Origin of the sequence: Pedobacter aquatilis (assembly GCF_032678405.1) — a bacterium.
GTDB classification, from domain to species: Bacteria; Bacteroidota; Bacteroidia; order Sphingobacteriales; family Sphingobacteriaceae; genus Pedobacter; species Pedobacter aquatilis_A.
Window position 1 is genome coordinate 234,963 of sequence record NZ_JAVTSJ010000004.1, and the last position, 22,267, is coordinate 257,229.

The 22,267-nt window shown below is 42.6% G+C and carries 14 protein-coding genes; 12 read left to right on the top strand and 2 right to left on the bottom strand.

Translation table 11 applies throughout. The annotated features are described in order from the left end of the window. Positions 1–2: 2 nt before the first annotated feature. Positions 3–707, bottom strand: a complete 705-nt coding sequence (locus R2R71_RS12590) for a FadR/GntR family transcriptional regulator (RefSeq protein WP_316831622.1) — start codon at positions 705–707, stop codon at positions 3–5. A 180-nt stretch (positions 708–887) separates the two neighbouring features. Here R2R71_RS12590 and R2R71_RS12595 point away from each other — a divergent pair, with 180 nt between their 5' ends. The 9 genes from R2R71_RS12595 to R2R71_RS12635 all read left to right on the top strand — a co-directional run bounded on the left by R2R71_RS12595 (position 888) and on the right by R2R71_RS12635 (position 15,958). Continuing rightward, complete coding sequence (locus R2R71_RS12595; protein WP_316831623.1) at positions 888–4,163, top strand: TonB-dependent receptor; 3,276 nt, start codon at positions 888–890, stop codon at positions 4,161–4,163. 17 nt (positions 4,164–4,180) lie between these two features. Continuing rightward, positions 4,181–5,722: a SusD family outer membrane lipoprotein NanU gene (gene nanU, locus R2R71_RS12600; protein ID WP_316831624.1), complete on the top strand. Its 1,542-nt coding sequence runs from the start codon at positions 4,181–4,183 to the stop codon at positions 5,720–5,722. A gap of 65 nt (positions 5,723–5,787) precedes the next feature. Next, on the top strand, positions 5,788–6,714 hold the full coding sequence (locus tag R2R71_RS12605) for a dihydrodipicolinate synthase family protein (RefSeq protein WP_316831625.1): 927 nt from the start codon (positions 5,788–5,790) through the stop codon (positions 6,712–6,714). A gap of 52 nt (positions 6,715–6,766) precedes the next feature. Then, on the top strand, positions 6,767–7,927 hold the full coding sequence (locus R2R71_RS12610; protein WP_316831626.1) for a kelch repeat-containing protein: 1,161 nt from the start codon (positions 6,767–6,769) through the stop codon (positions 7,925–7,927). Beyond that, on the top strand, positions 7,914–9,155 hold the full coding sequence (locus tag R2R71_RS12615; RefSeq protein ID WP_316831627.1) for an MFS transporter: 1,242 nt from the start codon (positions 7,914–7,916) through the stop codon (positions 9,153–9,155). The genes R2R71_RS12610 and R2R71_RS12615 overlap by 14 nt, the downstream gene beginning before the upstream one ends. Then, positions 9,136–10,710: an exo-alpha-sialidase gene (locus R2R71_RS12620; protein ID WP_316831628.1), complete on the top strand. Its 1,575-nt coding sequence runs from the start codon at positions 9,136–9,138 to the stop codon at positions 10,708–10,710. The genes R2R71_RS12615 and R2R71_RS12620 overlap by 20 nt, the downstream gene beginning before the upstream one ends. Positions 10,711–10,717: 7 nt before the next feature. Continuing rightward, positions 10,718–12,793, top strand: coding sequence for a GDSL-type esterase/lipase family protein (locus tag R2R71_RS12625; RefSeq protein ID WP_316831629.1), 2,076 nt, complete (start codon positions 10,718–10,720; stop codon positions 12,791–12,793). Position 12,794: 1 nt separating this feature from the next. After that, the gene (locus R2R71_RS12630; RefSeq protein WP_316831630.1) at positions 12,795–13,976 is read left to right on the top strand and encodes an AGE family epimerase/isomerase; all 1,182 of its coding nucleotides are present in this window, start codon (positions 12,795–12,797) and stop codon (positions 13,974–13,976) included. A 5-nt stretch (positions 13,977–13,981) separates the two neighbouring features. Continuing rightward, on the top strand, positions 13,982–15,958 hold the full coding sequence (locus R2R71_RS12635; protein WP_316831631.1) for a beta-N-acetylhexosaminidase: 1,977 nt from the start codon (positions 13,982–13,984) through the stop codon (positions 15,956–15,958). Positions 15,959–17,154: 1,196 nt separating this feature from the next. Here the strand turns inward: R2R71_RS12635 and R2R71_RS12640 are convergent. Then, positions 17,155–17,955: a CHASE3 domain-containing protein gene (locus R2R71_RS12640; protein ID WP_316831632.1), complete on the bottom strand. Its 801-nt coding sequence runs from the start codon at positions 17,953–17,955 to the stop codon at positions 17,155–17,157. A 244-nt stretch (positions 17,956–18,199) separates the two neighbouring features. On the opposite strand from R2R71_RS12640, the gene R2R71_RS12645 reads away from it, so the two are divergent. From R2R71_RS12645 to R2R71_RS12655, 3 genes are all read left to right on the top strand, one after another. Next, complete coding sequence (locus R2R71_RS12645) at positions 18,200–18,772, top strand: class I SAM-dependent methyltransferase (protein ID WP_316831633.1); 573 nt, start codon at positions 18,200–18,202, stop codon at positions 18,770–18,772. A gap of 75 nt (positions 18,773–18,847) precedes the next feature. Continuing rightward, positions 18,848–19,549: a Crp/Fnr family transcriptional regulator gene (locus R2R71_RS12650; protein ID WP_316831634.1), complete on the top strand. Its 702-nt coding sequence runs from the start codon at positions 18,848–18,850 to the stop codon at positions 19,547–19,549. Positions 19,550–20,803: 1,254 nt separating this feature from the next. Beyond that, positions 20,804–21,334 (top strand): hypothetical protein, encoded by a 531-nt coding sequence (locus R2R71_RS12655; RefSeq protein WP_316831635.1) that lies wholly within the window; start codon positions 20,804–20,806, stop codon positions 21,332–21,334. Positions 21,335–22,267: the final 933 nt, after the last annotated feature.

The window sequence follows — 22,267 nt, forward strand, 5'->3', positions numbered from 1 at the left end:
GCCTAATCGATAGAAAAAAGCCGGTTAAAATGATTCTCCAGGTGATTGCGCATCGCATTTCGGAAGAGTTCCGGTGATCCGTTTTCCAGGATATCCACAAGCCCCTTATGAGACACGAACTTATGCAGCTGGCCCTGTTTTTTAAGCAAGCCGCTGTTGTGTACATAATCAAATACCGGAAGGAGCATATTCTGGAATTTCTTCAAGGTTTCATTACCGGTGATGTCGTATAATTTTCCGTGAAAAGCAATTTCATGTTCAATATTGAAAAGATGGTCCTGGGATGCATCAGGCTCTTTATTGACAATTTCCCGAAGTTCCCCTAAATTTTCAGTCGTAATCCGCTGGAATAGAAAATCGGCCATACCGATTTCAAGCACGAGCCTAATTTCAAATATCTCCTTGAGCGTCCCCTGGTCCAGAATATGAGGGTTCATGCTTTTGGATAGTATCCCGAATAAATCAGGGCTGGTAATCACCGCACCCTTTTTCTTCTTGGATTCAATCAGCCCCATCATCCTTAAGCGGAGCATGGCCTCCCTGACCACGGTGCGGCTAACGCCCAGCGCAGCACAAAGCTCCAGCTCCGTAGGAATGCTATCGCCAACTTTTAGTTTACGCTCCTGCAGGAGTTCCACGAGTTTATCCTCCACACGGTCAACCAATGAACTGGTATCCAATAATTTGAAATTGCTGATGTCTTCCATTATTATGTATAATTTATTTTTTAAACGATAAAAGGCCTTGCAGGTAGTTTAAAGCGCAAATATAGCCTTAATCAATCAATTTTTAAGTTAAATTTTTTGCAAAGCATTTGCAAATAAATAAAATAAATCGGTACTTAGTATTATTATGTATAACATAATACAAAATCAAATAACCAAATAATGAAAAAACTTTACTTCAAAACACTCAGGCTAACCATGCTTTTGCTGCTACTGATTGTAGCAGGGAATGCTTTCGGCCAGCAGGCAATTACCGGAAAGGTAAGCGATGCAAAAGGAGAGGGCATCCCAAGTGCCACTGTATTAATTAAAGGAACCAGAAATGGGGTATCCACTAATGTTGATGGTAGCTATAGCATTAAAGCTTCCAAAGGCGATGTGCTGGTATTTAGTTATACCGGCTACCTCAGTCAGGAAGTTACGCTACAAACGCAATCCAGCATCAGCGTGAAGCTCCTGGAGGACAGCAAAAACCTAGATGAGATCGTCGTTACAGGTTATACTACCCAGAGCAGAAGGAATGTAACCAGTTCTATTGCCAAACTCGATAAGGACGTATTGGCCAATACCCCAAGATCAAATGCGGCTTCCGCTTTACAGGGAACCGTTCCAGGCCTTCAGGTAGTAACGGCTTCAGGGCAACCAGGCGCTGCGCCCTCGATATTACTTCGTGGCGGGGCTTCCATTAATAACCCCGGTGCACCACTGGTGATTGTTGACGGGGTCATCCGGTCGCTAAACGATATCTCTTCAGAGAATATTGAGTCCATTGAAACGCTTAAAGATGCTTCAGCAACCGCAATTTATGGGGCAAGGGCCAATAACGGGGTAATCCTGGTGACTACCAAAACCGGAAAAGCAGGTACTTCCCAGATTGGTTATAAATTTACCGGGGGCTATAACCAGCAGCGCCAGGGTTATGAGTACATGGGTGCCGGAGACTATATCTATTATACGCGTTTAGGTTACCTGAATGCTGGCAGGACCCTGGCACAAGCCAATGCTTCAAGAGGATTGGGCCTCTCAACCAATGCGGCTGATTTGGCCAGTTTTGACATTAGGACATATATACAAGGTACTACCGTTCTTCCGGCAGGATGGCAGGTGATGAACGACCCTTATGGCGGGCAGATCATGTACAAAGATCATGGAGGCGAAATTGAAGACCTGGTTTTTCAGAATACCTATACCAAAGACCATTACATCAATGCCAGTGGCGGAAATGATAAAGGAAAATACTTTGCTGCTTTCGATGCCTATAATGAAGACGGGGTAATCGTGGGTTCAAAATACAAAAGGTATACCGGCGATATCAACGGTTCTTATAAGATCAGGCCAAATGTAGAGATCAGTTCTGGCGTTACCCTGTCTACCGCATCCCAGTTGGGCACCATTGGCGGAGAGGTGAATACTTTATACAGGAGCCTTGCAATCTGGCCTACATTCAACCCATGGGTAGATGAGGCTAAAACCATTCCAAACCCTGGTAATAGTGCCAGTGATGGAAATCCCCTTTACTGGCTAGGCAGGCTTGACCGCTCGAATGAAGTCAACCGTATTGTTGCCAATGCAGCGGTAAAATGGGACATCATTCCAGGACTATTTTTTAAAGCAACTGGAAATGCCTATCTATTTGAAAACCTGGATCAATCCTTCCAGAAATCCACTCAGACTTATGCACAGCTATTTGCCAATTCTGGCAGCAGTACGACTAGGTCATCTACCAGTACTTTCGCACGTGATTTCCAGACCCAATATAATGGTATCCTGAATTACAGCAAGTCCTTTGGTAAACATAATTTCAATTTACTTGCCGGCGGAGAATATTTTGACGTAAAATCTTACGGTTCGCAGGTTTTAGGGCAAAATGCACCTACGGATGATATTCCTACAGCCAATGCATCGACCACTTTTGCTGCGGGCAGCAACTATACTACCAGGACGGAATTCAAGATGTTGTCTGCCCTGAGCAGCTTTTCTTATAACTATGATCAGCGCTATTTACTGAATGCATCTTTCCGTTTGGATGGTGCCTCAAGTTTAGCCCAGGAGAACCGTAATGGCATTTTTCCGGGTGTCTCAGTAGGATGGAATGTACATAGAGAGGCATTTTTTCAGGATTCCAAAATCAGCAAAATCATTTCCAGTTTAAAGCCCAGGATCAGCTATGGACAGAATGGGAATATTGCAGGTCTTGGACGCTATGAAACCCAAGGAGTATATAGCCTGCAAACCAATTATAACGGTAGTGCAGGTTTTCTAAACACGGGTATCATTAATAGTGGCCTTAGATGGGAGAAAAGTAAAACAACAGATTTTGGTTTAGATATGGGCTTACTGAATGATAAAATCACTTTGATTTTTGATTATTATGACCGTAAAACCAGTGATTTGTTGACTAATCTGGATTTACCAAGTTATACCGGTTTTTCTAGCCTTAGAACAAATTTAGGAACACTTCAGAATAAAGGCGTAGAGTTGGGCCTAGATGCCAAAATCCTAAGTGGTGCTTTTAAATTAAATGCTGGCGCTAATGCTTCTTTTGTTCGCAACAAAATCTTAAAACTGCCATTCAATGGAAACGATAACAACAGGCAAGGTGGTCTTCAAATCTATGATCCGGTATCAGGTCAAGTGGTTTGGGTAGGCGGTCTTCAGGAAGGCCAGCCTTTAGGTAATATCTACGGATATAAGCAGGTGTCTATTTTTAAAGATGCTGCCGAGGTGGCTGCAATCGCTGGAAATAGAACGGATGCAGTGGCTGGGATAACCGGACCAAACCTTTCTCCAGGGGTAAACGGCAGGATCACCGCAGGGGACGTAAACTGGCAGGATGTGAATGGCGATAATATCATCGATTCCAGAGACCAGGTCTATTTAGGTAATATCTATCCAAAATGGACGGGTGGATTCAACTTTAATGCCAGCTATAAAGGTTTTGGTTTATATAACCGCTGGGATTTTGCATTAGGACATACCATTTACAATGATTTGCTTGCCCGTACATTGGGTAATTACCAGGGAACTTTTAACTACGTTACCCTGCAGACGCAAGCCTGGTCGCCTTCCAATACCGTTACAGATATTCCAAAAGTATATTATGCTGACCAGGTGGCGGGTTCGAAACAAAATTATACCAGGGCAAATAATGGAAATGCTGTGCTGAACAGCAATAACTCCAGGTTCTATGAAAAAGGGGACTACCTGTGCTTAAGGGAAATTACGCTTTCTTATGATATGCCAAAGGCTTTGCTTTCCAAAACGAAGTTCTTCTCTACAGCCCGTATCTACCTAACGGGTAGCAACTTGCTATACATCACTAAATTTTCAGGCCCTTCACCTGAGCCGCCGGTATCTAGTGGAGTAATCACGGGTATTTATTCAGGTACTTATCCAACACCAAGGACATTTATCATGGGCGTTCAGGTCGGTTTTTAATGCTAAAAATTATTCAAATGAAAAAGATATTTAAAAATATACTGGCCATTTCAGCAGTGCTAAGTATGCTGTTTACCGGCTGTAAAAACGAGTTGGACTTAAGTCCCGTAAGTAGTTTATCCGATGCAAGCTACTGGCAGACTGCTGACCAGTTTGATGCCTTTGTTAATGGCGTTTACACGAGATTCAGAAGTCATAATGCTAATTTTATGTATTTGGGGGAATTGCGTTCTGATATTTTCGGTACCGATCCTGGCTCTACCTCTACTTTTACCGGAGAAGCCACCCAAGGACTCGAGCGCATGTGGCTACAGACCCTAGATGCGGATAACTCCGGGGTAAGTGGTTTTGGTGGCTTTTACACCAACATCAATCAGATTAACCTTTTGATCAATAAGCTAGGTACAACTAGTGTACTGAGTGATGCTAAAAAGAAAAACTACTTAGGTATGGCTTATGGCCTGCGTGCTTTCTATTATTTCCAGCTTTACCGCTCCTGGGGCAAAACAATTATCCAGCTGGAACCTACCACAACGGTTGATGTTTCAAATCTGGCAAAAGCAGCTTCCAGTGAAGCTGAGGTAATGGCTCTGATCAAATCGGATATCGAGCAGTCAAATACCAATTTTGGAAGCGATTATACTTTTAACGCTAAAAACAAGAAAGGTTTCTGGTCAAAGTCAGCAACTTTAATGTTGAAAGCAGAAGTGTACCTATGGACCGCACACCGTAGCGGCGGTACAGCTGATGCGACTACCGCTAAAACAGCATTAACCGATATCCAGACTAACGCAGGACTGAATTTAATTAACAATTATGCAGATGTATTTGCTGTTGCTAATAAAGACAATAATGAGATGATCTTCGCTTCTAAAAATAAACTCGATGAGGCTACTCTTGGCTTTATCGGAAATTTTGTACCGCAGACGGGCCTTATCGTTAATTTCTATGATTCATTGGCCAACCGGAAATTTGATGTAACTACAGATAATTATGGTGGTCTGCTAAGGGCACCTACCAAAATTGCAAGCTACCGTAAATTCAGTAACCTTGACCTTAGAAAAAACCTGTCCATTCAGGCAGCCTATTCCAGAAATACAGCCGGAGCCTATACCATAGCCGGCGCTTTCCTGAAAAAATACCTCGGTGAGCAGAATGGTGGGAATAGGGTCTACACCAATGATTTCCCGGTTTACCGCTATGCCGATTTACTGCTGCTTTTAGCAGAAGCTAAAGTAATGCTCGGCGAAAGTCCCGCAACGGAGCTCAACCTGGTTCGGGCAAGGGCTTATGGTGCTAATTATAATGCAGCCACTTTAGGCTATCCCAATCAATTGGTTGACAGCGATGCAAACGAGGCGATTTTAAAAGAACGTTTCCTAGAATTCGTTGGTGAGGGGAAACGTTGGTATGATTTGCGAAGGATGGGTGATAATTATGTCTATGAATTTACAACCTTAACGACTGCATCAGCCTACAAATTATTATGGCCAATTGATAGAAGCACTTTAACCAATAATAGGGCACTAACCCAGAACCCGGGTTATCCAGCTTTTTAAACCTTATCCCGGCATTCAGCTGGTGGGTGCCGGGAATTATTAATCAGAAACAGAAAACATAAGATATGTTAACTACTAAACTTAAAGGGCTCATCGCTGCCCCATTTACACCAATGGAAAGCAATGGTAAACTCAATACTGCCCTCATCGAAAAATATTATAAATTTTTAAAGCACAATGGCGTTAGCGGCGCTTTCATCTGCGGTTCTACCGGAGAGGGAGTTTCGCTCAGCCTGGAAGAAAAAAAAGCCCTTGCCCAAAGCTGGGCCGAAGCAACAGCAGGTGATAAAGATTTCAAGGTGATGAGCCTTCTTGGAGGTACTTGCCTGGAAGACTGTATCAGCCTTGCCAGACATGCCAAGGAGATCGGCTTATATGCCGTTTCTTTTACCGCACCTTCCTATTTTAAGCCAGCAAACGTTAAAGTGTTAGCTGAAATGTGCGCCAGTATTGCTTCAGCCGTTCCGGACATGCCTTTTTATTATTACCATATTCCGGTGCTTACCGGTGGAGCCTTTAGCATGTTTGATTTACTCAATGAAATAGATGGAAAGATCAGTAACTTTGCTGGAATCAAATATACCCATGAAGATTTCATGGATTTTCTTTCTTGCATGAGCTTTAAGGACGGAAAATACGATATGCTTTGGGGAAGAGATGAAAACATGCTTTCCGCGCTGGTACTGGGTACGAAGGGCGCTGTGGGCAGTACCTTCAATTATCTCACGCCGCTCTATCATGAGCTCATCGCAGCTTTTGACAAGGGCGAGCTGGAGCGTGCTAAGCAACTGCAGCAAAAATCCATCGACTTCATCCGCCTACTTGGGAAATATGGGGGCATTGCCACCGGAAAAGCTTACATGAAACTCATAGGACTGGATTGCGGCAGCTTCCGACTTCCGGTAAGTAACATGAACGGAGAACAGTTCAAAGCCTTTGAAAACGATGTGATAGCATTGGGCTTTCAAGAGTTTTGCTCAAAGTTCCAATGAGAAAAAGAATAATCGCTTGGCTTTGGTTATCTTGTACCTGGTCAGTTTAGCTATGAAAAACTTAATTATATCCCTTACTTACTTGATTAGCACTGTAATACTTTCTCAAACAAAAGTGCAGGCCCAGGGCTGGAAAAACATCAGCTGGAGCATTGGCGCTAAAATACCGGCTGCTGCTGGACAAGGCGCCTCACTTGGACTTGCTGGAGCAATGGCCGGCCAGCACAACGGCGTTTTTATCCTGGCCGGAGGAACTAATTTTCCGGATAAAATGCCCTGGATGGGTGGCCAGAAAAAATACTATGACCAGGTTTATGTTTTTGATGAACGGCTAAAGCCTGTTAAACTCAGCTTTAAATTACCTTTCAATTTAGCCTATTCGGCCAGCGTGAGTACGGCGTCTGGATTCATCATCGCGGGCGGCGAAAATGAAAAGGGCCTGTCAGCTAAAGTGATGCAGCTAAAATGGAATACCGATAGTGGTCTACTAAGCATCAGTTTTCTGCCAGATTTACCCTTACCCACGACAGGCGCCACAATGGTAGCGGTAGGAGATATGCTTTATCTCGCGGGAGGGGAATTCATTGAAAGTAGCTCAGACCGGTTTTATAGTCTAAACTTAAAAGATATCTCATCGGGATGGAAAACCTTGCCAAAACTCCCTCAACCGGCTTCGCACAGTGTGCTGCTCAGTAGCGAAAAAGGAAATAGCACTAAACTTTATCTCCTAGGTGGGAGAAGGAAAAATCCTGACGGAATCAGTACTATCTATGATCAGGTTTATTGTTTTGATACAGTAACAAAGACATGGAGTGAAAGGGCGCCGCTTCCTCATCCACTGGCAGCAGCATCAGGGCTACAGCTAGGCGATGCTTGTTATGTATTCAGTGGTGATGAAGGCAAAACTTTCAATCAGACGGAAAACTTAATCTCGGCAATAAAAAAGGAAACTGATCCGGGAAAAAAGCTAAGCCTTGAAAAGGCTAAAGCCACCCTGCAGTCTGCGCATCCAGGCTTTAGTAAAGGCGTATTAAAATATGATATGGTTCTGGACCACTGGACAGAGTTGAAAGCTGCTATGCCTTATGGCCCAGTGACGACGAATGCAGTTTTATTCAATAATAAAATCATCATCGCAGCTGGCGAAATCAGGGCAGGGGTGCGCACGGCGGATATCGTGGTTGGTAAAGAAATAAAAGATGAAAGAAAATAAAAAATATGCCTGGGTAGTGGTTGGCTTGTTATGGTTTGTAGCATTGCTCAATTATATGGATCGCCAGATGCTCTCCACGATGAAGCCGGCAATGGAAATAGACATTCAGGAGCTAAAGTCAGCGACCAATTTCGGTTACCTGATGGCGGTATTCCTTTGGATCTATGGTCTGATGAGCCCAGTCTCAGGGATTATTGCAGATAAGCTTAACCGGAAATGGCTCATCGTGGGTAGTCTTTTGGTCTGGTCGCTGGTGACCTTTTTAATGGGTTATGCTGCCAGTTTTAATCAGATTTATTGGTTAAGGGCATTGATGGGCTTAAGTGAAGCGTTATATATTCCTGCGGGTTTATCGCTAATCGCCGACTACCATGATAGTAAAACCAGATCGCTCGCCATAGGCATTCACATGACCGGCCTTTATATGGGGCAGGCACTGGGCGGCTTTGGCGCTACGGTTGCCGCTAAATTTTCCTGGCAGGCTACTTTTCACAGTTTCGGCTTTGTGGGGATAGTCTATGCAGTGATTTTGCTGTTCTTCTTAAAAGAGAAAAAAAATCAGCCAGCAGCAGTCCATTCTTCAACCACCAGTGAACAAAAAAAAACGTCCCTATGGAAAGGGCTTGCCTTTTTGCTTGGCAATCTTTCTTTCTGGGTCATCCTGATTTATTTTGCGGTTCCAAGCCTTCCTGGATGGGCCACTAAAAACTGGCTACCTACCTTATTTGCCGGTAACCTGCATATTGATATGGCCCAGGCGGGTCCGATATCAACCATTACAATCGCCGTATCCTCCTTCTTTGGTGTGCTATTCGGTGGGATACTCTCGGACCGATGGGTACAGAAAAACATTAAAGGCAGGGTATATACGAGCGCTATAGGCCTGGCCTTAACCGTTCCTTCCCTGCTTCTGATCGGCTTTGGCAGTTCGATATACAGTGTTGTTGGCGCAGCATTCTGCTTTGGTTTTGGTTATGGCATGTTCGATGCGAACAATATGCCCATCCTTTGCCAGTTTGTACCTGCCCGTTACCGGGCAACTGCCTATGGTTTAATGAACATGACCGGCGTATTTGCCGGGGCTTTTATTACTAACCTGCTGGGTAAATCTTCTGATGAGGGAATCCTGGGCAAAGATTTCGCCATGCTTTCGCTTATCGTATTGATTGCCCTAGTTATCCAATTGTATTACCTGCGTCCAAAGTTTAATGACTTCGAGGGCGCCTGAGCTAAAATTTATGAAAACAAAATTAAAAGCCTTTCTAACGCTCTGGCTAATGGCAATGACTTTTGTTGCTGGCGCGCAAGATTCAAAACGTTTTACGGCATATTCTCCTGTTGTACCCTTGCTAAAAGGAGTGGATACAAATCCGCTAACCCGCATATCGGTTTATATTCCAGCTGGAGAAAAGCCAACCACCTTTAAATTCTTGCAGGCATCGCTAAATGCCGAGGGTATTCCACTCCTAGCAGCTATTGATGTTTATTTTACGGATACAGAACCGCTTTTTGCGGCGGTCAACAAGCTTAAGAGCTTGTCCCCTTATAAGGAAAAATTTGAAATCCCATTAGACATTGAACTCAGCCCCGGCATGCATTATTTCTGGATCAGTGCTAGATTAAAAGCCGATGCGGACATCGATAAAAAAGTCGAATTCCGCATAAATAAAATTGTAGATGCGGATTCAAAAACCTTTCCGCTCAATCAAGAAGGAGAAGGGCAAAAGAAACGACTAGGCCAGGTAGTTAAGAAAGCAGGCGATGGAGGCGTAAACACTTTTCGTATACCGGGACTCGCTACAACGACTGTCGGAACATTAATCGCTGTCTATGATATCCGTTACGATAATGCTACGGATTTACCTGGCAACATTGACGTGGGGATGAGTAGGAGCCTAGATGGAGGCAAAACCTGGGCACCGATGAAAATCATCATGGATATGGGTGAGCCTAATGCCAATAATGGTGTTGGAGATCCAGCCGTGCTGGTTGATCCCATCACTAAAAAAATATGGGTAGCAGCACTTTGGAGTAAAGGTAACCGCTCCATTGCCGGTTCAAGGCCGGGTCTATCTGAGGATGTTACCGGTCAGCTGGTACTGGTGAGCAGTGAGGATGACGGGATAAGCTGGTCAAAACCCAAAAGTATTACCTCATCGGTTAAAGACCCGAAATGGAACTTGTTTTTTAATGGACCAGGTAGCGGCATTGCCATGCAAGATGGTAAACTTGTTTTTGCCGCGCAGTACTGGGATGAAAATGCCATGCCGCATTCAACCTTGCTTTATAGCAGTGACCATGGAGCGAGCTGGAAAACAGAAAAAGGCCCAAAAGCCAATACCACAGAAAGCCAACTGATTGAAACCAGTCCCGGCCTACTGATGCTGAATATGCGGGATAACCGCGGTAGCTATAGGAGCGTTGCGACAACCAGCGATATGGGGAAAACCTGGACCGAACACCATAGTTCTTATAATGCACTGCAAGATCCGGTATGTATGGCCAGCTTTATCAAATCAGAAATGCTCCTTAAAGGTAAAAAGCAGCAGGTGGTTTTATTTGGAAATGACAACACGCAGAGCGGCCGCTATAACCTGACCATCAAGGCCAGCCTTGATTTAGGGGAAAGCTGGGCTGACAAGAATGCGCTGCTAGTTGATGAGCGTAAATTCTACGGCTACTCTTCGCTCAGCAAAATCGATGATAAGACCATAGGCTTTCTATATGAAGGGGTGAAGGACTTATACTTTGTCCGGGTACCCATTGGCGAAATCGTAAAATAGGCGAACCATGAATCAGTTTTTTAAGGTCTTTACACTACTGCTTTTATCAGCAGTCAGCAGCGCCTATGCCCAGAAAACCAGAATTGCCTGTATCGGCAATTCGGTCACGGCAGGATATCTGCTGGCTGAACCCGAAAGCCAAAGCTACCCGGCAAGGCTTCAGCAGCTGCTGGGTAATGGTTTCGAGGTAGCTAATTTTGGGTTCAGTGGTGCAACGCTGCTTAAAAAAGGCCATAGGCCTTATTATAAAACCACAGCCTTCAAAAACGCAATCAGCTATAAAGCGGATGTCGCATTCATCGACCTGGGCTTAAATGACACCGATCCCAGAAACTGGCCAAACTTCAAGCAGGACTTTAAAAAAGATTATGGCTGGTTAATTGATACGCTAAGACAAACCAGCCCTAAGATAAAAATCTACATCTGCGCGATGAGCCCGGTTTTCTCCGATCATCCCAGGTTTAAATCAGGAACCAGGATCTGGTATAAGCAAATTCAGCAGGCTATTGCAGCACTTGCCGATGCTTACCATTTACCGCTAATCGATTTACAGGAGGCGCTCCAGATGCACCCTGATCTTTTTACTGACAGTCTTCACCCTGATGCTGAAGGCGCTAGCCTTATCGCAAAAACTATTTATGAGCATTATACAGGAAACTTCGGCGGCCTTAAACTCTCCGGCATATTTGGTGATGATATGGTCTTGCAACGGGATAAGCCGCTACCCGTTTACGGAACCGCCAATGCGGGCGAAGTGGTTAGCGTTCGTTTTAAAGGATTTACCCGGAGCACCAAAACTGGTTCAAACGGCCATTGGAAAATTTATCTGCCAGCAACAAAAGCCGGTGGCCCTTATCAGTTAAGCATCAGTTCTACTGGCAAGACGATCCAGCTAAAGAATGTGCTATTTGGAGATGTATGGTTATGTGCCGGACAATCCAATATGGCTTTTGCGCTGAAAGATGCTTCAACCGGTCCAGCGGATTTAGTCCGCTTAAAAAAAGAACAGCACTTAAGGTTGCTGAATTACCAGCCGCTCGTAGAAACGGCTAACAATGCCTGGGACTCTTTATCCCTAAAAAGCGTTAACCGTCTGAATTATTTTTCAGGGAAATGGACAAGGCCGGATGCTGCTTCAGCGGGCAACTTTTCTGCCATCGGCTATTATTTCGGAGAAAGACTGCTTAAAAGTGAAAAGGTTCCCATTGGCCTGATCCAACTGGCCGTAGGCGGATCAGGGATAGAATCCTGGCTGGACAGGGAAACGATGGAGGCTGACCCTTTGCTCGTGGATATGCTCAGCAATTGGCGGGCTTCCGATTTTTTACAGGACTGGGTAAGGGAAAGGGCAGGGCTAAACTTAAAAAATGCCAAAGCAAAAAAACAGCGGCATCCTTACGAGCCTTGCTATAATGATGAAGCAGGTATCGCTAAAATTGCTGAATTTCCGATAAAAGGGGTAATATGGTACCAGGGGGAAAGCAATACGCATAACCCTGAGCTATATGCCCATGAATTTCCGCTACTGGTCAATAGCTGGCGGAAGAAATGGGGAAAGACCTTGCCTTTTTATTTTGTACAGCTTTCTTCCATCGACAGGTCATCCTGGCCTTATTTTCGGGATATGCAGCGGAAATTAGCTGCAGAAATCCCAGGGGTAGCCATGGCAGTAAGCCTTGATTTGGGTGATTCACTGAATGTCCACCCAAAAGCAAAAAAACAAATCGGCGAACGCCTGGTGCTACTGGCCCTGGCGAATAGCTACGATAAAAAGCTGGAATCCACTGGCCCGCTGATCTCGCAGGCAAAGATGAGCCCAGGAAAAATCACCCTTCATTTTTCACATGCCCGGCAGCTTGCCACTAGAAATGGTGAAAGGCTTATTGGTTTTGAACTTGAAGATAACAAGGGCACTCGTTACCCAGCTAGCGGAAAAATTATCGGCAGCACCATTGTCCTCACCATTCCAAAGCAGTTAAAAATTACAAAAGTACTATACGCCTTCGCGCCTTTTAGCCGGGCAAACTTAATTAACCAGGCCGGACTTCCAGCCTCGACATTTTCTATTTCTTTAAACCCTTGATATGCATTACAGTAAAGAAAACTTGAAATCCCTTGCGGATTTTTATAAAAACCAGCTTTTAAATGATACCATCCCTTTCTGGTTTCCACGTTCTATAGATGAGGAGTATGGCGGCTATCTTTTCATGCGTGATGCAGATGGAAGTTTAATCGATGACGATAAAGCGGTCTGGATCCAGGGCCGGGGAGCCTGGATGCTTTCCACGCTTTGCAATACCTATGGCAAGCAGCAAAGCTGGCTCGATGGCGCCAAATCAGGCATAGATTTTTTACATAAGCATTGCTTTGATAGCGACGGACAGATGTTTTTCCATGTGACTAGGGACGGCAGTCCCATCCGTAAAAGGCGCTATTATTTTTCAGAAACCTTTGCCGCGATTGCCAATGGCGCCTATGCAAAAGCTTCAGGGGAGGAATCAGCAGCGCAAAAGGCCCGCGAACTCTTCGGTAAATGCATTGAATATGCTACCACGCCTGGGCTATTGCCGCCAAAGTTTACCACTACCAGGCCTGCTAAAGGTATTGGTGTCCCGATGATTATGATCAATACCGCCCAGCAAATCCGTGAAACGATTGGAGATGATCGCTGCGATGAATGGATTATGCGCTGGATAGCAGAAATCAAACGGGATTTTGTTAAAGATGATATTGCCTGCGTGATGGAACAGGTTTCCCCTGGTGGCGAGATCATTGACCACATCGACGGGCGTACCCTGAACCCCGGACATGCCATCGAAGGCGCCTGGTTTATCCTGCATGAAGCCAAATACCGAAATAATGATCCGGAGCTGATCAAGCTAGGCTGTAAAATGCTTGATTATATGTGGGAAAGGGGCTGGGACAAGGAGTATGGTGGTATGCTGTACTTTAAGGATGTTTATGATAAACCCGTACAGGAATACTGGCAGGACATGAAATTCTGGTGGCCGCAGAATGAAGCGATCATTGCGACTTTGCTAGCTTATACGCTGACGGGAGAAGAAAAATATGCCCGCTGGCATAGACAAATACATGAATATGCCTACAGCCATTTTCATGATAAAAAGCACGGCGAGTGGTTTGGCTACCTGCACCGCGATGGACGTATCGCACAAAGCGCTAAAGGTAATCTTTTCAAAGGCCCTTTCCATCTACCGCGTCAGGAATGGTATTGCGCGAATTTACTTTCCAGTTTAGGTTACTGATCGCTATGCATAAGTTCATTTTATCCTTTTTTATACTTTTTAGCCTTTTCAGTATAGTTAGCTTTGCGCAATCGCTGCCGCTGAACCTGATCCCAATGCCTGCCCAGGTACATCGATTGAAAGGGGACTTGGAGCTTAGCCAGCTGAAAGCCATTTATTATAATAGCGACTCACTGAAAAAGGAGGCAGTGCTATTGCAATCGATATTAGCCGCTAATGGTATTCACCTAAAGCTAAGGGCTGGTCCTGATGCTACAGGAAAGTCCTTGATAAGTCTGCTACAGCAACCGGAGGTTTCGGGGAAGATAGAGAAAGCAGGAGCTTATCACTTACAAATAAATCCCAGTGGCGTAAAAGTTCAGTCTGCCTCAACTGCAGGCGTATTTTATGCGGTCCAGACCCTAAGGCAACTCATTAATGGAAAGCATATCCCTTATGTGCTAATAGAAGATTTGCCTGCCTTCAGCTGGCGGGGATATATGGTCGATGTTGGTCGTAATTACCAGTCGCCGGAACTCCTGAAGCAACAGATTGAGCTTATGGCGGCCTATAAATTAAATGTCTTTCATTTGCACCTGACTGAAGACATCGCCTGGCGGCTAGCCAGTAAATCTTATCCTCAGCTCAATGCCCCGGAGTATATGGAACGAAACAAGGGCATGTACTATACGGAAAAAGAAATCAGGGAACTGATTGATTTTTGCAAGGCACGTCATATACTCTTTATCCCTGAAATTGATATGCCGGGTCATAGTCTTGCTTTCAAAAAGGCGATGAAAACAGATATGCAAAGCGATTCAGGTCTGGTGGTAGTCAAACAAATTTTAAAAGAATTCAGCGAAACCTACGCACTTCCTTATATCCATATTGGCGCCGATGAAGTTAAAATAACCAATAAAAAATTCTTGCCTGAGGTGATCGCTTACCTGAAATCTTTGGATAAACAGATCATCGGCTGGGAGCCAGGCGGAAATTTTGATGATTCGGTGATCAGGCAACTCTGGATGGATGATGCGGGGCTTACCTCAGGTAATGATAAGATCCGTTTTATTGATTCCAGGCATTTGTATTTAAACCATATGGATCCTTTTGAAAGTGTGGTGACGCTCTTTCACCGGCAGCTTGCTGATACTGACGAAGGCAACCAGATCGCACTTGGCGCTACGCTGTGTCTTTGGCCTGATCGTGCGGTCGCGAAACAGGAAGATGCGATTACGATGAATGCGGTATATCCGGCCATGATGACTTTTGCCGAGCGAAGCTGGAGAGGAGGAGGTTATAAGGGATGGGTAGCTAGCTTAAACCTAAACGGAGCTCAAGCTTCAAAGGATTTTGCGGATTTCGAATCACGTTTGATGAATCATAAAGACCGTTATTTCAAAAATAAAAACTTCCCTTACTACAAACAATCAAACCTTGAATGGTCGCTATACGGTCCCTTTGAAAATAGTGGAGATTTAAGTAAAGTTTTTGAGCCCGAAGACCCTGATTTTGATTTTACAAAACACGCCGCTAATCAAACAGCATCTGGTGCAACCATCATTTTAAGGCATTGGTGGGCACCTAAAATAAACGCGGTGCTGGAACACCCAAAGGAAAATACCACCTGGTATGCGGTTCAAAAAATATGGTCGGCTGTTGATACGGTAAAACAATACTGGATTGGATTTAATAACTTTTCCCGTTCACAGGCAACTGACAGTCCGGAAGCAGGGAGTTGGGATAGGCACCATTCTGCCATCTGGTTAAATAACACCCTTATTTCGCCTCCTGAATGGATACGCGGGGGACAAAAAGGAAACCTGGAAATACCTTTGCTGGATGAAGGCTATGAATTCCGGGAACCAATTAGTTTGCATTTAAAAAAGGGCTGGAACCTGGTAAAAGTAAAATTGCCGATTGGAAGTTTTAAAGCGGCTAACTGGAATAATCCTGAAAAGTGGATGTTTACCTTTGTTGAAGTTCAAAAGGCCGCTTTTTAAAACTAAAAAACAGGGTGTTTTTGCTATCTTCATCATCCAGAGCTGCAAATTTGTATCACCATCAAGACCAAGTTTTACCTAGCCTACACTTGCCTCACTTTTGTAAATTTCATTTAGACATGGACTCAAGCGTTAGGAATCTTCATGTAAATGCCTATATGCGTATTTATACTATATTTATCAGGACAACTACCTAAAATTTACACTGACCTTAAGCTTATTTTCTAAATAGTGTAGGTTTGACGATTATTAATAGTTTTTGATTGAAAAGCATGATATTAGCAAAATGGAAAGGTAGCTTACTTTATATATTGATGGCTATTCGGAGCCAGCTTCAAAATCCCATAAATCTCTTAATAAAAGTTATTATGATTTCTGCCGCCTATCTAATTCTCCTAATATTGTGGAAGACTGGGATATTAACATCCTCTTTCGAGGAATTGTTTTTCGGCGATAGACCAACTTAGCCTTATAGTATAAATATATATACTCCTTTTAGTAGTATTTTTAGCGCAGTCAACACTGTCGTTTACTGCTATCGGGCAATTATCATGAATCAAGAACCTCATTAGGTCAAGGTGATAGCATCCAAGATCGGTGTATGCTTTCTTAAAAATTGCCAGAGGAGCATTAAAGAATCTGGCAACTCTTCCAATTTCTCAACCGCTAGCTTACTTTGGGGACTGCTTGCAAGGAAGGTTCGATGTGTGCTTGCTTTAGTTTATAATGTATCTTACGATATAAGGTAGCAACTTAATTTGGTTTCCACAGGTAGGCTATAATAATTACCCCGCCCATCTAAAATAACTCAAAGGATTTACAAAGTTTTGGCTTAGCTAAATGGACATTACTATATCGACCCAGATTGACTCAATGCAAAACAAAACTTTTTTGGATTGACGCTGCCAAATCAAGCTTATTGTATCCAATACTAAGGCCCTGATTTATTATAGCTTCGTGTATGGTACCAATGAATTTGAATAAGCAAAGCGCGATAAGATACCTGTCTGTTGGCAAACAGAGAGCTGATGGCTGGATTTAAGTAAAGACAGACAAAAACTCCCGAAGATATTATGTCAATAGATCCAAAGATTCAAAACAAATCTAATGCTTTTGTTTGTGAGTTCATATTGTCCATCGAAGCTTGAGAGGATGGTGAGGGGATTGACATATAAGGGATTTTCGATAAAACAACATTATCGGCGCAAGCCGTCATGATCAAGATTTATCTCTAATCCATACTCACCCTTTTCAATACGAGAGGCGAAATCTTTTAATTTTGATACATTGCTGACAAGATAATGCGCTTCCTCTCTGAGCTCATCCGCTAACGCCAGGCGTTTAGCAAAGCTCTTCACTGTCCTATTGTAATAATAAACCGTAATTACCAGAGAAACTAGAAATGCAAAAAAAATAGTTAGACAGGTTAATGTCCCGTACAAGTGAAGCGTCGAGATTCTGGTCGCCAGCAGTACTTCTTCCCGGTTTTCCATCCGGTTGATGATCAGGCGTGTCCGGTCAAGATAAGACTTAGCCATCAGCAGCACATCTAGACTAGTTTGGCCGCCGCTACCTTTTTGTGCTATTGTTGCGCGCAACAAATCAAATTCGGCATTAACTGCTGTTTTCAAGCCTTTGAATTCCCCTTGTTGTGAAGGGTTATCAAGTGTAAGCGTTTGTATTGTATCCATGGTGGAGCGAACCAAGTGCTCTGCTTGAAGGTAGGGGGCGAGAAAAAGCTCGTTACCGGTGAGCAGGTATCCACGCTGGCCGGTTTCTGCATCTTTCATAAAAGAAATGACTTTCTCAAGCTTACTCCGCACCTGGTCAGTATGGTTAACCCATTTTTCACTATCTGAAAATTTACGCACACTTAAATAAGAAAGGCCTGATGTGATAATAGTGAACACTATGGTAAGGGTAAACCCGGTAGAAGGACGATTAAGGAAAGATTTGACCATTGCTTTTTTTACAAAGCTATTGTTTTTGACAATCAAAAATTCAATTATAAAAAATATTACCAAATGGAATTTCAGAATTCTCGAAATGCTACAAGCGCAATCCTTAAGGCTGAAGTTTGATTCTTAATTCAGATAGATGATAATTATCAACTGGCTCGATGATATAATGTACCCATCGACTGCCATTTTAAGGTTATTTTTGAAAATAAAATTAACATGCAAAAGTTTCAATACTTCACAGCGCCCAGTAAATGAAACCAGCGAAAGGAAAACCTGATAAATGTTGAATAGCGATCAAGCATTTAATGCATGCTGCACACCGGAAATGCAAGCCGTTTCCAATATACACTGGAGTCCTGTCCATATCGCCCGGATAGCTGCCGGTCTGCTTGCACGGCCTGGTGCTAAAGTGCTTGATGTAGGATGCGGAATAGGAAAATTTTGCCTTGTAGGCGCTTCGATCCATCCGCATACGATCTTTCATGGGATTGATGTTCGCGAAAAACTTATTTCTGAGGCTGAAGATTTGAAACAACTATCGGGTTTACAAAATGTCAGTTTCACCCATGGTGATATGAATGATTGTTCTTTTTCAGATTTTAGTGCAATTTACTTTTTTAATGCTTTCTATGAAAATCTCGTGCCGAAAGCGAGGATAGATAGCAGCCCAGGGTTTGGCCTCAAACGTTATGCGCATGATTTTCAAGTCTTGCGAAACAAGTTAGCACTTGTCCATCCCGGAACCAGACTGGTGACCTATTGCAGTGTTGCTGCGCAAGTGCCCAAATCATTCAGGCTTATTACTCGGCATAAGCTCCCTACTGAGCTCAATTTTTATGTTAAAGTGGATTGAGGGTTTAAGTTACCCGCTGTTGCTGAAGCTAAATCTTTTGATCAGTTTTGGGGTTATATATAAAACGAATAGTTTATGCAAAGAAAAGCATTTCAACAGGAGAAATGGGTTTTTGGTACGCGGACTTTTTTAGCGGTACTTTCGCCCGAAGAACGCCAGCTGCTTCTCGGCAGTCAGCCAGTAGAGTCCTATGCTAAAGGCGAAAATATCTTCCGCGAGGGATCAGTGCCATCCGGTATTTTCTTCATTCACAAAGGAATGGTAAAAAAATATAAAACTATTCACGCAGGGAAGCAACATATTCTATACATCGCAGCAGCGAATGAGTTAATAGGCTATCACGCTTTATTTACTGGTGAACGTTATCCCGACTCCGCCATGGCTATGGAAGATTGCGTGATTAGCTTTATTCCGAAGGAAACTTTTCTGTCCATACTAAATTCTTCGGCAACTCTGCTGACCCAGTTTCTTAAAATTATGGGGCATGAGTTCACAGTCCTGACAACAAAGCTTGCTGTTTTTTCCCAGTGTTCTGCATCTGAGAGATTAGCGATTGCACTTTTGGTCTTAAAAGAAAAATACGATCCTGAAAGTCGACATGGAATACCTATTTCCATTTCCCGTAAAGATTTAGCTGCAACAACCGGCCTTGCGAAGGAAAATGTTACCAGGCTCCTTAGTGAACTCAAAGCGGACGATGTTATAATGATTACTGGCGGAGCGATTTCAATTAAGAACTACGATAAATTATTATTTAAAACCAATTACTTTCGTTAACGATCGTGCTAGACAAATATCATTTCGATCGTTTGAAATATTTCTCTGCGTTCCGATAGCATACGCTACAATAAGGTAATTATCATTGAGGTTCAACGCTAATAACTTAATGAAGCAAACTCGATTATTGTTTTGGTACACTGTATTTTTGCCTTTTACCACTTTTTCTGAACAACGCTTGTATGTGAAGTTATAATTCATGGTTGATGTTTAATGTAATGAACTGGAAAGCTTGTTCACAGTGATACCTCAAAGCGGCGAAGTTAAGCTGACACGTTTGTATAAGGAAAAATCACCTTTAAATCTGAGGATTTTAAAGATACTTTACGAACAGACTAGCATTTCGAATTCGTTTCGATAGCACTCCCTAACATTTTAATCATCCTATCATTAAGTTTTTCGCCCGATGACTGCTGCCATCTCTTTTCTGGTTTCCATATCGTGGCCAAGAGGTTTTCATTTTCATAAATGAAATAATGCGGTTTGTCTTCAAAAAGTACAATAGTATATATATGACGGACTAATACTTTGTCAATATAATGATAGCTGAAACTAAAAACCATAATTATAGAACGAACTATATTCGATTTTATAATGTCATTTGTATGTTACTTGCCTTGCAAGCGGAGAAAAAGTCAATGCCGGGTGATTAGATTGACTTTGGCGGTAACGATAAACGCGTCATTTTAATGTTTTTACCTTTGGGTGAAATATTAAACCATAACTACCTGACAACCGTCAATCTGCCCGGTTTAAACGCAAAAACAGTCACAGATACCTGTGACTGCCTCTCTAAAATTAATTAACTGTTTTTTAAAACAAATAAATAACATACAAATAGCCAGATTGTTTTAGCCAAGACTTTTTTTGATTTTTCTCCTATTTGAGCTTTTGCCATTACCTGTTATTACAATTCTAGGCATGAAACCGATAATCGATTAAGACATTTGTTGGATTTCGACAATTAGGAATGATAGAAATCAGGTATCCTGGGATACCTGACGTTTGAAAAACATACCGAACAAAATTTGATCAGTATACAAGATTATAAATCAGATAGGAATTTAGCAAATATTCGCTTGGATTTTTCCCAAGTTGAAAACTTATCGAAATATTAAGTTTTAGAGATTAAGGTTGTAACTAATGAGTTATTGTATTAAATTTGTCGAGAGGGAGGTGATCGAACCTTCAGCGCAGTTCGTAAATTTTTCGATGCAGTGTATTTTTTGCTTTTCATTTTTTCACCTGCCAGCTATGAAAATTTTTATAAACTCAAGAAATTTTTCTCTTTCTGGCTTGTCCAAGCTTCTCAGTGAGACATGTCCGGAGCATCAATTTATACAGTCAGGTCTACAACTGTCTATCAGTGGAGCTGACTTACCTGGGCCCCTAAAAATTACCCTATCTGATAACTATATAAAACTGGGCGCAAATGACCAATTCCCCATAGCCGGCCCTGTCCTCGATGTGTTAAACGAGTTATGTACGCCAACACGGGATGCTACAGGTGAACTGCTTTTATGCGCCGAGAAATTTAGAACTATTAGTGATATCAACATTGAGCTTGTTAATGACTTCAATGCGACAATTATTTCCAATGCAGAGATTGCCCTTCGCCTACGCTTATGGATAAATAAAAAGGGGAATTCTATAGAGATTCAGCCGTTTGAAAACGAAGGCGGTTGGGCATTAAGGAAATTTATCGAAAATGGGGATATTTTAACTGGACAAGTTGAAAAATTTAAAAGTGGCAACCTTGTAAAGTACATTATTAAGCCTAATTAGTCAAATGCAATCAATTCGGTATTTTATATAGGCAATAAATATTGGTGCCAAAAAAATCTTCAAAAAGCTGCTTAGTAGCGTTCGAGTGATCGCTCTAGCTCCACCAGAGGATATTTTGTATGCCACCTACCTTAATTAATCTTTATCCTAACCACTTGAAGATACTGCACAATATCTATAGCAGCGGCCCAAGCCTTTATACAAGGTTTGCTGCCCTAATCGCCCTCTGTTTGCTAGCGCATTCGAAAAATGAGCAGATAGCAATAGCATTGCATCCGTAAATACATCAGCATTTGCTGAATCCTGAAATAAGATTGTACCAAACCAAAAGCATATTGCATAATAAAATGGCAGCAATTGGGACTAGCTGTCCCCAGCAAAAATTTGCTATTTCTCTTAATAGGAAATCATTGCCATTACCAATGGTTCAATCATCCGGTTGATTACTATAGCACTGCGACCTGTTAGCAGTAAATCGGAGTATATACTCCTATACAAATCCACAGCGTCTTTCCTCTACAAGGTTAAAGTGTTAGGCTTAAATCAGCAGTCTGTTTTTTTGTTGCTCAGGAGGTGTGTAGGTATATCAAACTGCTCAAATACGCTGATCACCATTTCGATTAAATTGTTTCCAATGCCTAATACCATTTCTTTTAGATATTAATTTTCATGATCATTAATAACAGGCTTCTTCATGATGACAAAAACGAGCCCGAATATAATGCCTTGCTGGAATGGAGAAACTTACTTGAAAACCTTTAACATTATTGCTTGGATTTTAATCTGAGTATCACAGTAAGCAATGGTGAATTTTAAAACATGCAGAAATAAAGTATCTGAATGCGAATTTTTTGGGAATTATTCCCTGGAAAATTGGATGCTAACTGTTTGTCTCGACTATGGTATTAAATCATCTTAGTGCTGAGTATTTTG

Bases quoted from the DNA above. Each gene is read 5' to 3' on its own strand.
- R2R71_RS12595 (WP_316831623.1), top strand. From the start codon at position 888: ATGAAAAAACTTTACTTCAAAACACTCAGGCTAACCATGCTTTTGCTG.
- R2R71_RS12655 (WP_316831635.1), top strand. From the start codon at position 20,804: ATGAAAATTTTTATAAACTCAAGAAATTTTTCTCTTTCTGGCTTGTCC.
- R2R71_RS12590 (WP_316831622.1), bottom strand. From the start codon at position 707: ATGGAAGACATCAGCAATTTCAAATTATTGGATACCAGTTCATTGGTT.
- R2R71_RS12620 (WP_316831628.1), top strand. From the start codon at position 9,136: ATGACTTCGAGGGCGCCTGAGCTAAAATTTATGAAAACAAAATTAAAA.
- R2R71_RS12635 (WP_316831631.1), top strand. From the start codon at position 13,982: ATGCATAAGTTCATTTTATCCTTTTTTATACTTTTTAGCCTTTTCAGT.
- nanU (WP_316831624.1), top strand. From the start codon at position 4,181: ATGAAAAAGATATTTAAAAATATACTGGCCATTTCAGCAGTGCTAAGT.
- R2R71_RS12630 (WP_316831630.1), top strand. From the start codon at position 12,795: ATGCATTACAGTAAAGAAAACTTGAAATCCCTTGCGGATTTTTATAAA.
- R2R71_RS12645 (WP_316831633.1), top strand. From the start codon at position 18,200: ATGTTGAATAGCGATCAAGCATTTAATGCATGCTGCACACCGGAAATG.
- R2R71_RS12615 (WP_316831627.1), top strand. From the start codon at position 7,914: ATGAAAGAAAATAAAAAATATGCCTGGGTAGTGGTTGGCTTGTTATGG.
- R2R71_RS12650 (WP_316831634.1), top strand. From the start codon at position 18,848: ATGCAAAGAAAAGCATTTCAACAGGAGAAATGGGTTTTTGGTACGCGG.
- R2R71_RS12605 (WP_316831625.1), top strand. From the start codon at position 5,788: ATGTTAACTACTAAACTTAAAGGGCTCATCGCTGCCCCATTTACACCA.
- R2R71_RS12625 (WP_316831629.1), top strand. From the start codon at position 10,718: ATGAATCAGTTTTTTAAGGTCTTTACACTACTGCTTTTATCAGCAGTC.
- R2R71_RS12610 (WP_316831626.1), top strand. From the start codon at position 6,767: ATGAAAAACTTAATTATATCCCTTACTTACTTGATTAGCACTGTAATA.